The 16,077-nt window shown below is 67.0% G+C and carries 8 protein-coding genes; 3 read left to right on the top strand and 5 right to left on the bottom strand.

Annotated features, from left to right (window positions below):
- Position 1: 1 nt before the first annotated feature.
- The 3 genes from SRU_RS11890 to SRU_RS11880 form a co-directional block, all read right to left on the bottom strand.
- Positions 2–2,344 carry an amino acid permease gene (locus tag SRU_RS11890; protein ID WP_011404984.1) on the bottom strand — a complete coding sequence of 781 codons (2,343 nt, stop codon included), beginning with the start codon at positions 2,342–2,344 and terminating at the stop codon, positions 2–4.
- Positions 2,345–2,749: 405 nt separating this feature from the next.
- On the bottom strand, positions 2,750–5,053 hold the full coding sequence (locus tag SRU_RS11885; RefSeq protein ID WP_197537012.1) for an amino acid permease: 2,304 nt from the start codon (positions 5,051–5,053) through the stop codon (positions 2,750–2,752).
- 261 nt (positions 5,054–5,314) lie between these two features.
- Positions 5,315–7,288: a cation:proton antiporter gene (locus SRU_RS11880; RefSeq protein ID WP_112904447.1), complete on the bottom strand. Its 1,974-nt coding sequence runs from the start codon at positions 7,286–7,288 to the stop codon at positions 5,315–5,317.
- Positions 7,289–7,642: 354 nt separating this feature from the next.
- On the opposite strand from SRU_RS11880, the gene SRU_RS11875 reads away from it, so the two are divergent.
- The 3 genes from SRU_RS11875 (at position 7,643) to SRU_RS11865 (ending at position 12,479) form a co-directional block, all read left to right on the top strand.
- Positions 7,643–9,103: a Glu/Leu/Phe/Val family dehydrogenase gene (locus SRU_RS11875; RefSeq protein WP_013062500.1), complete on the top strand. Its 1,461-nt coding sequence runs from the start codon at positions 7,643–7,645 to the stop codon at positions 9,101–9,103.
- Positions 9,104–9,234: 131 nt separating this feature from the next.
- Positions 9,235–9,738, top strand: a complete 504-nt coding sequence (locus SRU_RS11870; protein WP_013062499.1) for a hypothetical protein — start codon at positions 9,235–9,237, stop codon at positions 9,736–9,738.
- Between the two features lie 614 nt (positions 9,739–10,352).
- Positions 10,353–12,479, top strand: coding sequence for a glycoside hydrolase family 97 protein (locus SRU_RS11865; protein WP_011404979.1), 2,127 nt, complete (start codon positions 10,353–10,355; stop codon positions 12,477–12,479).
- Between the two features lie 86 nt (positions 12,480–12,565).
- Here SRU_RS11865 and SRU_RS11860 read toward each other — a convergent pair whose 3' ends face one another.
- Entirely contained in the window at positions 12,566–13,009 is a 444-nt protein-coding gene (locus tag SRU_RS11860) for a hypothetical protein (protein WP_231847145.1), read from the bottom strand.
- A 252-nt stretch (positions 13,010–13,261) separates the two neighbouring features.
- Positions 13,262–16,039 (bottom strand): carboxypeptidase-like regulatory domain-containing protein, encoded by a 2,778-nt coding sequence (locus SRU_RS11855; RefSeq protein ID WP_237701726.1) that lies wholly within the window; start codon positions 16,037–16,039, stop codon positions 13,262–13,264.
- Positions 16,040–16,077: the final 38 nt, after the last annotated feature.

Genomic DNA, 16,077 nt, shown 5'->3' with positions numbered 1-16,077 from the left:
GCTACTCTTCCGGAGACGTGGTCAGCCCGACCGTTTCTTTGAGGCGCTTCACGCCCTCCACGGCCCGCACCGAAAGGGTGTTCGGCACGTAGCGGCGCACCATCAGGACCGAGCAGTCGGCCCGGTCGGCCACCACGTCCGGGATGGAGCCGAAGAGCACCTGGCGCAGGCTCCACTCGCGCGAGGCGCCGATAATGGCGAAGTCGTAGTCCGCCTCGGTGAGCGTGGCGTCGATGCCGCCGGTGACGCTGTCGGACTGTCGGACGAGATACTCCACACGGTCGGTGTCGACGAGGCCCTGGACCGTGTCGTCGAGCGCTGCCTTCTCGTCCTCGACGTCCACGTCCTCGCGCACCACCCGAAGCAGATGCACCGTGGCGTCGGTAATGCGGGCGACGCGGACGGCAATTTCGAGACCGAGCTGCGCGTGCAGGCCGCCGCCCCAGGGCAGGAGAATCTGGTCGACGGAGTCAAACCCACGGTCCTTGAGCACGCCGAGATCCGCCGGCAGATCCGAGACGATGCGCTGGATGGGACTGTTGTAGATGCGGCCCACGTTGAAGCCGCCCTGCCAGCCCATCAGCAGCATGTCGGACGTCTGGGCCTGCGTCTCGTCGATCAGGCCGCCGAACACGTCGTGGGCGACGTCGATGACGGACTCGATGTCGGTCGCCTCAAGAGGAGTGTGGTCCAGGTCGTTTGTTGAGGGGCGAGCTGCTGCCTCCTGGGGCAAGTCGGCAATGGCGCGCTCCAGGGAGGGCCGCTCCGTAAACTGCGCGCGGGCGGACCGGAGTGGGGTTTGCAGGGGCACGTCCACGAGGTGGATGCCGGCCACGTGGCCGCCCTCGGTCCGCCCCGTGGCGATGTACCGGCCCAGTTGCAGGAGGTCGTGCTCGTGCTCGGGGTTGGCCAGCGCCACCGACACGCGACGTGGCCCGTCGGCGTCGACGGCCCGCTCAGCCGCCGACAGCACCTCCGGCACCTGCACGGCGAACTCGGGCGCCGGGGCCGCGAGGGCACTCCAGCCCTGCGCCGCCCACTGCTCGCGAAATTCGGGGACCGCGTGCTCAATCTCGACGCGGCTCCGGCCCCAGACGTAGTACCAGCCCAGGCTCGCGAGGATGAGTACGACGATGGCGATCTGGGCGAAGGGGCCCGAGTACAGAATGATCCCGATACACGCGAGAGCGGCCAATCCTTGTACAAACGGAAAGCCGGGCGTGCGGTAGGAGGGCTCGTACCAATCCGGCTGCGCCACGCGCAGGGCCACGCACCCCACGTTCAGCGCCGCATAGCTGTAGAGCTGCAGCACGCTGGCAATCTTGGCGAGCTGCTCCAGGCTTTCGATGAACAGGAATGCCAGGGCCAATACGCCCGTCAGCAGGATGGCGCGGTGGGGCGTCAGGAGCGTCTCGTGGATGGCGCTCAGCCAGTTGGGCACCATGCGGTCGCGCGCCATCGCCAGGTTGATGCGGGAGGAGGCCATAATGCTCGCGTTGGCCGACGACACGGTGGCCAGCAGCCCGGCAAAGATGATGGCGCCCGCCCCAATCGGGCCCGCCAGGGTCCGGGCCGCCTGCGTGAGCGGATCCCGCACCTCGCCGATCGTCTCCTGCTCGAAGATGCCGCCGATCACGAGCAGGATCACGACGTAGAGCAGCGTCACGAGGGCGACCGAGCCGATGAGCGTGCGCGGCAGATTCTTGGCGGGGTTCTTAATCTCCTCCGCCACCGCCGCAATTTTCACGAATCCGAGGAAGGAGACGAACACGAGGGCCGTCGTGGACGCCACCGGGGCGCCGCCGAAAGGAAAGAACGGCGTGAAGTTGCTCCATTCGATGTAGAAGGCGCCGATGCCACAGAACGCCCCCAGGATGCCCATCAGGGTGAGGACCACGATCACCTGCATCTGACCCGACTCCTTGGCCCCATACACATTGATGGCCGTAAGCAGAAGCCCTCCTGCGAACGCGCCCCAGAACGGCGTGAGGGGCAGGAACTGCGACAGGTACTCCCCGAGCCCGAAGAGGTAGAACGAGATGGCGAACGTGAGGCTCAGCCAGATCCCGACGCCCGAGATGGCCCCGAGCGCCGGGCCGAGCGAGCGGGAGACAAAGAAGTAGTCGCCGCCCGATGTCGGCATGCCCGTGGCCAGCTCGGCCGCACTGGCGGCCGTGATCATGCAGACGATGCCCGCCGCGAGGTAGGAGAAGATGGCGGCCGGCCCGGTGAGCTCTAGGGCCACGCCGGCGAGGAGAAAAATGCCGGCCCCGATCATGGTGCCGGCCCCGATGGTGAGCGCGTCCCAAAAGCCGAGCTCTCGGCGGAGATCATCTTGTGCCATCGGCGAGTAGAGAGCGGTTCAGGAACGTAGGGTGAGGGCGGAGCGGGGCCCGTTGGGTGGGCTCCATTGCGGAGGGGGCGTGACGTGCGGCAACGGGTGGCGGACCGTCTGCCTCCGCTTTACATGGCACGAAGTGATATAGTACGAGATGGGCCGAGCCCAATCAATTCCCTTTTGCGCACAAACGCCAGTCTCCTGGGCTCAGTCCGGAGCCGGTCTCACAGGGTCGGGAGGGAGTCGAAGAATCGCTCCGGCTCGGCGAGGATGCTGGGTTCGAGACTCAGATGCTGGGTTCGAGACTCATCGATCTGACGGGTGCTTCTACTGCCCGTCGAAGAGATTTATTTCATCAGTCGCTACGCTCGGAATGACGCATCAGGACGGTTCTTTTGCGTGTCTACTGGGTCAGGCCAATGCGGATTCCCGCCCCGAGTCGCGCACGAACATGCAGGTCGAGTCGGTTTGATCCACGAGGCGGCGGATCGTGTCGAAGTCCGGCTCGGGCTGGAGGCCGAAGATGTTCAGGTCGGCCTGCGGCGCAGCCTTAATGTAGGCGTCGAAGGGATCCGTGCCCACCACGGCGGTGGAGTCTGGGAAGCGGCCCAGGTCGATCAGCTTCTCCAAGAAGTCCTGTGCCGTGCCCTGCTGGTCGGGGTCGGCGACGGCCGTGACGAGGCGCATCTGCGCGTCCCAGTTCTGCGACAGCTTGTAGCCGGTGAGGAGGGCGAGGTCGAGGTTGCCAATCTCCATCGAGATGCGCCAGTCCGGGCTCCGGTCGCGGATCCAGACGTTGATGGTCTGGCGCTGGCCCAAGGCGGCCCGCGGGTGCGGCGCGTAGAGCAGTGTGCCCACGTTCTCCCGGTCCGCCTCCGCGATGACGTGGCGGTAGTCCGCCTCCCGCTCGGGGGAGGTCGGCATCCGCAGAAATACGATGTTCGGGTTGAAGAAGGCCCCGCGGAGCGCCTGCATGCCCGCCCGCAGCCCCTCGGCAAAGCCTCCGGCATCGATGACCGTGGCAGAGGTAAAGATATCGCGCTCGCGAAAGGCCGCGGTGAGCGTGTCGAGCTGATCGGTCAGCACGTCGGGCCGTCCGTTTGGGCTCAGGCCCACAATCTTCACCGAGCCCTGCGGCGCAGTGAGGTCTTGCAATGTGAGGAACGAGCCGCGGAGGGCGCTGCTCTGCTCCACCGGCACCAGCAGGTTCGGCTTCCAGGCCCGCTCCTGCATCGTGGGCAGCTCGGTCACCTTCTTGGCCGCCCACTCCGCGAGCGCCACGAACATGCCGCTTCGCACGTCCTCGAACGGCGCGTCGAGCTGGTGCCGGGCCAGAATCACGTAGAAGCCGAGGGTCACGACGAGCGCGACGACGCTGACCGTGGGGTTGATGATGAACATCGCCAGCAGGGACCCGGCGAGGCCGAGGAACGACACCCAGATGGGGATGCGGAGGCGGGGCCGAAAGCTCACAAGGCCGAGGCCCTGCTCGATGAGCACCGCCGCACAGATCATCGCGTAGGTGACGAGGAAGAACATGGTGATAAGCGGCGCAATGGCGTTCAGGTCGCGCACCATGAGGGAGGCGAAAATGATGGCCCCCGTCACCATCATCGAGTGGCGCGGCTCGCCGTCGGGGGCGAGGTGGGCGAGCCAGTCCGCTTTGGGCACGACCCGGTGGGCGCCCATGGCCTGCAAGATGCGCCCCGCCCCCACCAACGAGGCGAGGGCCGAGGAGAACGTGGCGCCCAACAGGCCGGCCAAGACCGCCGGGGGCCAGTACGCCTTGTCTACCATCACCGTGTAGCTGCTCACCATCTCTTCGGGCGTGGCCGATAGGGCAAGCCAGACCGCCAGCACGACGTAAATCACGAACGACACGCCGACGGCCGCTAGGGTGCCCACCGGAATACTGCGCTTCGGGTCCTTGAGGTCACCGCTCATATTCGCCCCGGCCATGATGCCGGTCGTGGCGGGAAAGAAGACGGCGAAGACGATCCAGAACGAGTTGGGCCGGGTCGGGTCCGCGGGCGTGCCCGTGAAATCGCCCCAGAGCTGGACCTCGCCGAGGCCGTACTGCATCGACCCGGTGGCGGCCGCCGCGGCGATGGAGACGAGCGAGGCCCCGATGAGGGCCATGATGAGGTACTGCACGCGGATGGCAAAGTCGGCGCTCACGTACGCGATGCCGTACAGGGTGGCGAACGTGGCGATGTCGACCAGGAGGGCCGGATGACTGGGGAAGACGAAGAGCCAGCCCTCGCGGAAGCCGAAAACGTACATCGTCACCGCGAAGGCCTGCGAGAGGTACCGGGGGATGCCGACGCTTCCGCCCACCTCCAGCCCCAGCGATTGGGCAATGACCGCGTAGGCCCCGCCCGCCCCGATGCGGATGTTCGTCGTGATGGACGACATCGCGAGGGCGGTGCAGAGCGTGATCGCAAACCCAAGGGTAATGATTAGCAGTCCCCCGAGCAGCCCTGCGTTCCCAATAATCCATCCCTCTCGGAGGTACATGATCACCCCGAGAATTGTGAGCACCGTGGGGGTGAACACGCCGCCGAACGTGCCAAACTTCTTGCGTCCCGAGATGGGCGCCTCCTCCGGCGTCATGCGTGCATCCATCTCGGCGGTGTCGTCGGGGGCCGCTTGGGCATCCGGGTTGGATGGGGCAGGGGGCGTTTCTGCCCCGTTGTCCGGCTGGGGGGCGGTCATGGCTGCGGCGGCGATCGGTTGTTTCGTAGAACAATGGCACCGGGCGGGGTCCCCTGTCCCCGTCGCGAATTGCGCCCCTCGGACCGGCCGCTGTGGGGAAGACGGCGAGGCCGGGAGGGGCGCCCCGTACTCGTGCGAGACCACGGAGGCGCAGGGAGCGGCAGGAGCGGTCCGGGCCCCCCGTCGGTTGGCTCGGGGACACCAGGTGCCGCCGCACACAGGTGGCTGGCGCCGCCCCCGGTCGCCGTTAGCCGGTCGCCGTCAGCCGGTCTCCGTCGCGTCGGCGGTTTCGTCGTCGGGCGGTTCCGGAGACGACTCTTCGATCTCCAGAATCCCGTCGCCCTTCGTCTGCTCCACCTCCGGGGTCTTGTGGTCGCGGCCGCGCGTCTCCGTGCCCGCCCCGACGAGGGCGAGGAGCCGGTCTTGGGGGCGCAGCCGAAACTGGTTCGTCTCCGACACGATCTCTAACGTGTCGTTCTCGCGCAGGATGAAGAGCGGGATGACGGACTCGTCCTCGTACTCGTTCGACAGGTCCTCGTGGCTGTAGTACTCCTGCGTCTCGTCCGACGTCTCGTCGCTCAGCGTGAGCACCTCGATGGTGTCGCCCCGATTCAGGCAGGCCTTCAGCAACTGGTAGCTGGTGTCCTCCCCGAAGAGCGGGCGGCCGCGAAGGTGGCCGGGCATCACGCCCTCCCCGCCGTGACGGCTGTCGGGCTGCGCGGCCAGCTGGTAAATGTCGGTGCTCTCGAAGACCTCCGAAAAGTGGAGGGCCGTCAACGAGGCCACCTCGTCGTTTGGGATCGTGATGAGCAGGTGCCCGATGCCGCTGAGGGTGATCTCGTCGACGATGTTCTCCGACAGCGCGTTGCCCTGGTGCGCCGTGAGGCCCTCCTCGCGGGCCGACCGGACGTGAACCGGGTTGTTGTCGAGCAGGGCGACGGAGTAGCCGAGCTCCTGCACGTGCCGGGCCACCGTGCGCACCCAGGGGGCCGCCCCCACGAAGAGGAGGCCGTTCGGGTTCGGCTCGGCCAGGTCGAGCCACCGGGCGAGGGGGGCCAGCGTGAGGCCGTAGATGGCCACCGTGCCGACGATCACGGCAAAGATGACCGGCACCATCCCGTCCACCGCCCCGGGGTAGACGGGGCGCAGCTGGTACGCAAAGAGCGAGGCCACGGCCGCGGCCACGATGCCCCGCGGGGCCAGCCACGACAGGAACGCCTTCTCCTCCCACTCCAGGTTCGACCCGAAGGAGGAGACGAAGACGGCGAGCGGGCGCACGATCACGACCAGAATGCCCAGGAAGATGAGCACCCGCAGGTCGATGTACTCCAGGGCGCTCATCTCCAACCGGGCGCTCAGAAGCACAAAGAGCGACCCGATGAGCAGCACCTGCAGGTTCTCTTTAAACTCGATGATGCGCTGCACGGACACGTACGGCTGGTTCGCCAGGGCGATGCCCATGAGCGTCGTGGCGAGCAGGCCGGACTCGTGCTGCAGCACATTGGCGACGACGAAGGCCACGACCACCACCATCAGGGTAACCGGGTTCCGGAGAAAGTCGGGAACCATGCGCCGCCGCAGGATCACCACGAGCAGCATGGTGGCCACCACGCTGATGCCCAGGGCCACGAAGATTTCGAGGCCGAGCCCGATCGCAACGTGCTCGGCGGCGGCCGAGGTGCCGGCGCCCGCCCGCGCCGGGTCGTTCATCAGGATCAGGGTCTCGAGGACCAGCACGGCCAGAATGGCCCCCACCGGGTCGATCGTGATGCCCTCCCACTTGGCAATGGTGCCGACGCGGCCTTTGGGCCGGACGTGGCGCAGAAGGGGGACGATGACCGTCGGCCCCGTCACCGTCAGGATGGCCCCGATGAGCACGGACAGCCCCACATCGAACTCCAGGATGTAGTAGGCCCCGGCCGCCCCGAGGCCCCACGTGAGCAGCACCCCGATCGTGATGAGGTTGAAGACCGTACTGCCCACCTCCCGCAGCTCGGAGAGCCGGAGGCTCAGCCCGCCCTCAAACAAAATAATTCCGATGGACAGGGAGACGAAGGCGAACAGCCAGTCCCCGCGGAGGGACTGCGGGTCGAGCACCCCCAGCACCGGGCCGGCGAGAAACCCGACCAGGAGCAGCAGGAGGATGGAGGGCAGCCGAAACCGCCACGCGGCCCACTGTGCCCCAATGCCCAGCATGACGACGACGGTAATGTTGAGGAGAATGGATTCAGGCACGGCCTGGAGGGCGTCGGCGAGAAAAACGCGAGCTCGGAGCGTTCGGAACCGTAGAGTCCAGCACAGCTCGTTGACCGGTTGCACCCCGGCGCCCCGATCATCCGGAGCGAGGGGCCGGAAAAGCCGGCGACCCGGTGGAACCAAAAGGGATGGATGTACACACTACTGACGAATCGCGTGTGTGTCCCCTCGCGTCCGTGGGCGGCCCATCGGGGGGGCGCTGCTCGGACGAACGCCACAGAGCCTCCGAAGAAATTTCGCAGTGAACGGACGTGGAAGCGCTTGCGGTTCGGCGTGGTCCCCGCTTTTATAAGCACACCGCGCCCTTTTTTACAAGCTGTCTCTTCTTTTCCCATGGAAGGCTCGAACGCAACCCCGCAGGCGAATGGCCAGGCCGAATCGTCCGACGGCTTCTTCGGCGAGGTGAATCAGATGTTTGACGAAGCCGCCGCCCGGACCGACCATCCACGCGGCGTGCTCCACCAGATTCGGGCCTGCGACAACATCATCCGGTTCGAGTTTCCGATCGAGCGGGACGACGGCAGCATTCAGGTCATCCGCGGCTACCGGGGGGAGCACAGCCACCACATGCAGCCCACGAAGGGCGGCATCCGATACGCCCCCAGCGTGAACGTGGACGAGGTGATGGCCCTCTCGGCCCTCATGAGCTACAAGTGCGCCATCGTGGACGTCCCGTTTGGTGGGGCCAAGGGCGGGGTGTGCATCGACGCGCGCAACTACTCGACGACGGAGCTGGAACGCATCACGCGCCGGTACACCTTCGAGCTCGAGCGAAAAGACTTCATCGGCCCCGGAACGGACGTGCCGGCCCCCGACTACGGCACGGGGCCGCAGGAGATGGCGTGGATCATGGACACCTACAACCAGATCGGCGACGAGGACCTCAACGCCCTGGCGTGCGTCACCGGAAAGCCGGTGGGGCAGGGCGGCGTGCGGGGCCGCACGGAAGCGACCGGGCGCGGGGTCTACTACGGCATCCGGGAGGCGTGCGCGTACCCGAAGGACATGAAGCGCCTCGGGCTGGAGATGGGGCTGGAGGGGAAAAGCGTCGTCATCCAGGGGCTGGGGAACGTCGGCTACCACGCCGCCCGGTTCCTGGAAGACGGAGGGGCCAAAATCGTAGGCATCGCCGAAATCGAAGGCGCGATTCACGACCCGGACGGGCTCGACGTGGACGACGTGGTGGCCCACCGCGAAGAGACAGGGTCGATCCTGGGCTTCGCCGACGCCGAAAACATCGAAACCTCCGCGGCAGCGCTCGAACTCCCCTGCGACATCCTGATCCCGGCGGCGCTGGAGGGCGTGATTACGACCGAAAACGCCCCGGACATCCAGGCGAGCATCATTGCGGAGGCGGCCAACGGCCCCGTCACCTCGGAGGCCGACGAGATTCTTCAGGAGAAGAACGCCATGATCATTCCGGACGTCTACCTCAACGCGGGCGGCGTCACGGTGTCGTACTTCGAGTGGCTCCGGAATCTCTCCCACGTGCGGCACGGGCGCATGAGCCGCCGCTTCGAAGAGCGCAACGCGGAGCGCATCCTCCGGGCCGTGGACGAGCTGACCGCGGAGGACTTCAGCGAAGACCTCCTGGAGTCGCTCATCGAGCAGGTCGGCTTCGGGGCCGGCGAGCGGGACCTCGTGCACTCCGGGCTGGAAGACACCATGAGCCACGCCTACGATGAGATTCGGGCCATCCGTGAGAAGAAGGGCGTCGACATGCGCACGGCGGCCTTCGTGAGCGCCATCGACAAGATTGCGGGCTCCTACGATCAGATGGGCATCTTTCCGTAGTGCCGGGCACGATTCCGTTCACCGCGACGGAGACGGAAGATCCGGTAAGGTTTGGTTGACAAATCGTGACAATCGCGTTATGTTGAGGGTAGCCTCCACGATGGACTCCCAACCTTACGGCGTCTCCTGCCATGCACACGGTTCGGCGTCTCGTCGGTCTCCTCGTCGCGGTCGTGCTCGTCAGTACACCGGGGGCCTGGGCCCAGCTCCCGTCCAACGAGCTGGAGGGCACGTGGAGAATGGTGTCGCAGGAGCTGGTCTACCCGGACTCGGTCGTGGACCAGAGCGGCAGCTGGGGGGCCAACGTTAAAATTCTGAACTCGACCCACTTCGCCTGGGGGCGAGAGACGAAGGATGGGGAATCGGTGCTCGCGGGGGGCGGGCGCTACGAGTACCACCCGGAGCGGGACGTGTACGTCGAGCACATCCAGTACCACTCGGATCCCTCGATGAATGGGGTCACCCTTCGCTTCGAGGCCCGGGTGGAGGGCGACACCTGGTACCACATCGGAGAGGTGGGAGACTACAAGCTGCGCGAGGTGTGGAAGCGGGTCGATCCGAGACAGGTCCAGGCCGAGCTTCGAACCGACACGACGAGAGGCGAGGGAACGGCTGTCGGCGCCGGAGACCCGTAGACAGCGTCGCTACGCCGTGCGGGTCGGGGCGTGTGCCGCGATGGACGAGACGGCCGTATCCGTGCCGCCTGTGGCCGCAAGACGAGGGGGCGCGGCGAGGTTTCCCCCCGCGGTCGGCGGTGTCTCGTCCGAACGGGTGGCCGCCCATGCGGCTGCCCACCCGTCGCGTGGCCTCCTCACTGCAGACAAGAGGCCGCGCAGGACACTGTTGATGGGGGACGTAGACCCGAACGGCCAGAGCGTCCATCACCGGCGCGTCGCGTCCGTCGTGCCTTTACTTCTTGGGGGACCGGCAGATGCAGGCGCCGGTGGTGTGGTCTCGTGTCTTGGGGCGGCCGTACCGGTAACTGTCCATCAGTTCGGAAAGGAAGGGCGGGCCGGAAGGGGCGGTAGGGCACGCTACGATGCAAGGAACGACCCTCCTGTCGGTCTTGCGGATGGGCGGCTCGGCCGGAGCGCGTCGCAGTCGGAGGCATCCCGGAGGCACTGGGGCGAAGCCTTTGGGTTTTCTCGCCACAGGCCGTATCCTGACGAGCGTCCGCTAAAGATCTCTAGCGCTTCGGGCGGGGAACGCCCCTCCGTTCGTGTGTTCTACGTCGCTTTCGACCGTTGTGATGTCCGTCCGCCTCGCGCTCAGTGTCGCCGCCGCACTCGTCCTGTCCCTAACCGCCTGCTCGACCGACGCCCCCATGACCACAACCTCTCCCGACGGCGCCCTCACCATTGGCGTTGAGTTGCAGGACGGGCGTCCCCACTACCACGTGGCGGCCGACGGCGACTCGCTCGTCGCGTCGTCGCCCCTCGGCTTCGAGCTGGACGGGGGGGCGCCCCTGCGCGACGGGTTTGAGGTGGTCGGGACGACCCGGCGCACGGTGGACACGTCGTGGACGCCCGTGTGGGGCACACAGGACTCGGTGCGCAACCACTTTTCCGAGCGCACAATTCGACTGCGGGAGACCGACGCGCCGAAGCGGCGGCTGACCCTCGTCCTGCGGGCGTACAACGACGGGGTGGCGTTCCGCTACCGCTGGCCCGAACAGCCCACCCTCGACTCCCTCCGCATCGCGTCGGAGGAGACGCAGTTCCGCCTCACGGCGGACCACACCGCCTGGTGGATTCCCGACGACTACGACAACTACGAGTGGGTCTACCGCGAGACGCCGCTCAGCGCCATCCGCGACAGTGCCTCAAAAATCAGCTACAACTCGTACCTCGAAGAGGTGGACGGGGGCGCGCCCGACACGAGCGAGAAGGAGGCCGCCCCCGGCACCGTCAACCCGCCGCTCACGCTGCGCAGCCCGGACGAGAAGCGGTACCTTGCCCTCCACGAGGCCGCCCTCACCGACTACTCGAGCATGACGCTGCGGGCCGACCCGGAGACCGCCACCACGCTCCACACCAATCTCGTGCCCTGGCCCGACGGCGTGAAGGTGAAGGCGAGCGTGCCGCACCAGACGCCCTGGCGCGTGATTCAGGTGGCCGATCGGCCCGGCGGGCTTATCGAGTCCCACATTCTGCAGAACCTCAACGAGCCCTCGAAGATTGAGGACCCCTCCTGGATCGAGCCGATGACGTACGTCGGCATCTGGTGGGGCATGCACATCAACAAATACACGTGGGACCGAAGCGGCACGCACGGCGCCACCACCGAGCGCACGAAGCGCTACATGGACTTCGCGGCGGCGCACGACATCGACGGCGTACTGGTGGAAGGGTGGAATGAAGGCTGGTCGACGTGGCTGTCCGGCGATAGCTTTTCGTTCACGGAGTCGTACCCGGACTTCGACCTCCAAGAGGTCGTGGCGTATGGACGCGAAAAGGGCGTGGCGCTCGTGGGCCACCACGAGACCGGGGGCGACATTCCCGCCTACGAGCGTCAGCTGGACGACGCCTTTGCGCTGTACGACTCGGTGGGCGTGCCCGCCGTGAAGACCGGCTACGCGGGCCCCATCCGGCCCGAGGGCGTGCACCACCACGGCCAGCAGATGGTCAACCACTACCGACGGGTCGTGAAAAAAGCCGCCGAGCACGAAATTGTGCTGGACGTGCACGAGCCGGTCATGGGCACGGGCATCGAGCGCACCTGGCCCAACATGATGACGCGGGAGGGCGTGCGCGGCATGGAGTACAACGCGTGGGCCGAGCCGAGCCCGCCGTCGCACACCGTAACCCTGCCCTTCACGCGCATGCTGGCCGGCCCGCTCGACTACACGCCCGGCGTCTTCAACCTCACGCCCGAGGAGACGATGCCGGACCACCGCGTGCTCACCACGCTGTCGAAGCAGCTGGCGAACATGGTCGTGCTCTACAGCCCGGTGCAGATGGCGGCCGACCTCGTCGAGAACTACGAGGGCGAAGAGGCCGTCGCGTTCATCGAACGGGTCCCCGCGGACTGGTCGGAGAGCCACGTCCTGAACGCCCGCATCGGTGAGCACATCTCCATCGCCCGCCAGGCGGCGGAGGGGGAGGCCTGGTACATCGGGACGACCACAAACGAGGAGGCGCGAACCGTCGAGGTCCCGCTCGATGTGCTCGATGCGGGGCCGTCGTACGTCGCCCACGTCTATGAGGACACGCCGGACGCTGACTACCGGGACAATCCGCACGCGTACCGGGTCCGCCGCGGCCTCGTCACGGCGTCCGATACGATCGAGGCCGACCTAGCGCGGGGCGGGGGGCAGGCGGTGATCCTGGACCCCGCGACGGCGGAGGACGAGGCGCAGTACGACGCGCTGGAGTAGAGGAATTCCCCGAGGCGCGTTTCGGACGGGGGCCTGCCCGCTGGAAAAACGGGCTGGTTGCGTAAATTTGGCCTCCGGAATCCGCACTACAAGTTCGTCGTCCGCTCCACGGCACCGCTGTAGTGCTCCTTCCAGCCCTCGATGCTCTCCTCGGAAATATTTTCGATCTCGTCGGCGATGTCCTCGATCGACGCCCGGACGCCGTCCAGTTCCTGTTTCACCATTTCCTCGTCGGCGTCTTCGGGCAGGTACATGTTGATGGCGGCGAGCTTGTTTTTGAGGACGTCCGAGAGCATCTGCTGAATCTCACGGATGGACTGTCGGCGCACCTGACGCTGGCGCCGCCGCACGGCCCAGAAAATGAATCCGTGCACGACGCCGATGCCGACGGCAATGACCGCGATCAACCGCCAGAAGGCCGGGCCGGACGGGCCGGAGGCGTACCCGACGCCGAAGATGATGCCAAGGCCCGCGGCACTGAGCCAGAGTTCGATGTGCTTGACGAAAGAGGACGGCAGTCGCTCCAACATGACGGGGGCACAGAAACTGAGCAATGCGATGTCGCGGTGCACAACACTGTCCCGCAAATTCTCGGCCATCGTTGCGGCACGACAGGGGAGGGGCCCGAACGGAGAGACCGAAGCGGCCCCGTCCCCGAGGCAGACGTCGCCGGTCGGAGGGGAGCGAGTTGTAATACTGAGGGGGCCGCGGGGCAGCGAGGCGGGAGGGGGACACCTGTCGGCCAGACGACCATCTGGCCAGAAGGGACGGGCAAGGTGGGGTCAATACTTCAGCCCCAGAGAGACGAACAGGCGGCGGCCCGGAAGGGTGCGGCGGACCGGCGTGGAGCGAGGGCCCGTCGGGTCGAGGCTCCAGTCGAAGGCGTTGTGGCGGTCGAGCACGTTTACGAGGTTCAGCCGAGCCTCGAGGGTGAAGGTACGGAGACGGGTCTCCGCCGAGAGGCCGAGGTCGAGGCGCGAGAAGGGTGAAAGGACCTGGTTGCCGGGCCGAGTCAGGTCGTATGAGAGATCCCGGGTGTCTCCCGCGAGGGCGAGGTAATCGTAGTAGGCGCGCCGCAGGGCCCACGGACGCTCCCAGGTGCCCTGCCAGTGGGCATGGGCCTCAAGGCCTTCGGCGAGCGACACGTCGAGGTCGGTGGTGAGACGGACCGGCTGGGACCACGGGGCCGGGACCGACCGGCCGCCAAATCGGCCCGGGTAGCGGCGCGTCACGCGGCTCCACTCGGCACTGGCACTTGCCAAAACGCGTTCGCCCTGACGCTGCACGTGAACGGCTCCGCCGTAGGCACGCCCACGGCCTGCGGCCATGAAAGCAGACTGGTCCCCGAATCGACGAACGTCCCCCGACGTGCTGCCGATCGGAGAGTGCACGAGTCCGGCGTAGTCAATGTGGAGGGTGCGCGGCTGCCACTTGTGATACAACTCGAGGCGAGCCGTCCACGGGTCTGAGGGGGTAAGCAGGACGGATCCGGCGGTGTGGAGCGCCCGCGGCGGGGCGAGGGACCGGTCGATGGGCAACCAGAACTGCACCGATGGCACGACGGACGTGGGACCAGTGCCACTGATTTCGGACTGCATCATGTACTGCCGGTAGAGGCCGCCGGCCAGGCGCACGGCCACCCCGCCCAGCGGGGTCGAGGCCCGGTCGTACCGCAGGGAGAGCCGCGGCTCGGCGTAGACGGTGCGCCGCGGTGCGACGTACGTGAGGCGCGTGCCGGCAGTGGCGGTCCAACGGAGCCCGAGCGACGTCTCGGCCTCCAGGTAGCTCCCCACCTGCCAGGCGCTCGTCTCGTGCGCGATGGCCCCGAGGAACTGATTTCGTGTCCGAAACGCGCCGCGGTGATGACGAGGCTCCAAGGCGGCTCGGAGGCGGACATTCGGGGTCAGGCTCGCGTCGGCCTCGATCCGAAGTCCCCATTCTTCGATTTCGTTTCCCTCTCCCGAATGAGGGCCCGCCCGTAGGTCGAATGACGGAGGGGTGAGTGTGCCTCCCTCCTGCACGGTTGAGTCTCGAAATCCGTAGAGCGACTCGGCGTCGTGGCGGCTTCCCCAAAGCTGTGCGCTCCCCGTGACACGACTCCCCACGACCCACTCGTATCGACCCTGAAGGGCCGTATTGGTCCAGTTGTACCGTTCACGGGAGAGCAAGCGGCGATCCTGACCCTCTGGAGTCGACAACGTCGTCGCCACGTCTGTACTGAGCCGGGTGGAACCGTGATGCCCCGACACGTACAGCTCCTGGAAGGGCGTCAGTTCCTGCCGGACCGCCGCGTGGAGGTCGGAAAACTGAGCGTGCGGCGCCTGAACCTGGCTCGATGACGATTGGAGTCCGTTCGTGCCTCCGGGCCACGTGGCGGTGAGAATAGGATCGAGGGCCGTGCGCGCGTTGAGGAGGCGCCGCAGCGAGGGGGTGCGGTAAATGTCCCACAGACTTCGGCGAGCGGCCACCATGGCGCGACCGGTTCTCGTCCCCGACTCATTCCAGCTGGCCTCAGCCCGCCCATTTGCACTGACGGGGTCGAGGGTGGCCGCGGCGTAGGCCGTGCCGGAGCGGGAAAGATCGTGGGTGGCCTCCAGCACGCCGGCGGTGTAACTACCCTGGGCCACGCCGAAACCGGTCTTGTGAACCGTCATTCGCTCCAGGGCTTGTGGGCTGAAGGCGCCCAACAGACCGCCCAAGCTCACGGGCTCCCGCACGGGGGTCCCATCGAGCAAGGTGACTTGCTCCCCGCCGTCGCCGCCCTGAATGTTGAGCTCGGCAAGCGGACGATTGAGCGACACCCCTACGCGTTGGCCGGCGGCACGAACCACGTCCGGGGTGCCCGCACTGGAAAGGTGCCTGAGCCCAGACGCATTTACGGTGGACTTGCCGAGGCGGGCGGAGGGCAGGCGCCGCTGCAGGCCGTCCACGACGATGGGCTCGGTGTCCAGCACCCGCCGCGAGAGGGACACTCGGATCGTATCACGACCGTCGGGAGGAACCCGCACGCTGTCGACGGCCGTGCGGTAGCCGACGTACGTCACGACGAGGCGGTGCTTGCCGGCTAGGACGGGAGCCACAGTAAACCGCCCAGCCTGATTCGTGGCTGTTCCCGTCCCGGCGTCGGCGAGGAGGACGTTGGCGTTCGGGAGGGGCTCGCCGGTGGCCGCGTCCACCACCCGGCCGGCGACGCGGCCCACGGGCGGGGCTGTCCTGCGCGACTCGACGAGAAGGTAGCTGCCGCTGGCCGTGCGGAGGTAATCGACGCCCGTCCCGCTAAGGATGCAGGAGAGCAGGGTCTCCACCGGCACCTGCTGCGAGCGGCAGTAGACCGAGCGGCCCTTGACGAGGTCCGTCGAGTAGGCGAGGTCGGCGTTGGTGCGGCCCACGAACCGCTGCAGGGCGGTCTTGAGGGGGACGTCGCGGAGGGCAATCGTGTACGTGGCGACCGAACGGGTCGAGTCTGGCGCCTGGGCCTGCACCGGCGTCGCTCCGGCGAAGAGAAGCCCAAGAACCAGACACAGCCCTGGTGTGCTCCACCAAGTAGAGGGAGGAGACAACCCCGAAGTAACAAATGAAGTGAAGCCACCCTGCATTA

It is taken from the genome of Salinibacter ruber DSM 13855, from assembly GCF_000013045.1.
GTDB classification, from domain to species: domain Bacteria; phylum Bacteroidota; class Rhodothermia; order Rhodothermales; family Salinibacteraceae; genus Salinibacter; species Salinibacter ruber.
Note: the sequence above shows the minus strand (reverse complement) of the source record. Positions and strands in the feature narration are given on the sequence as shown.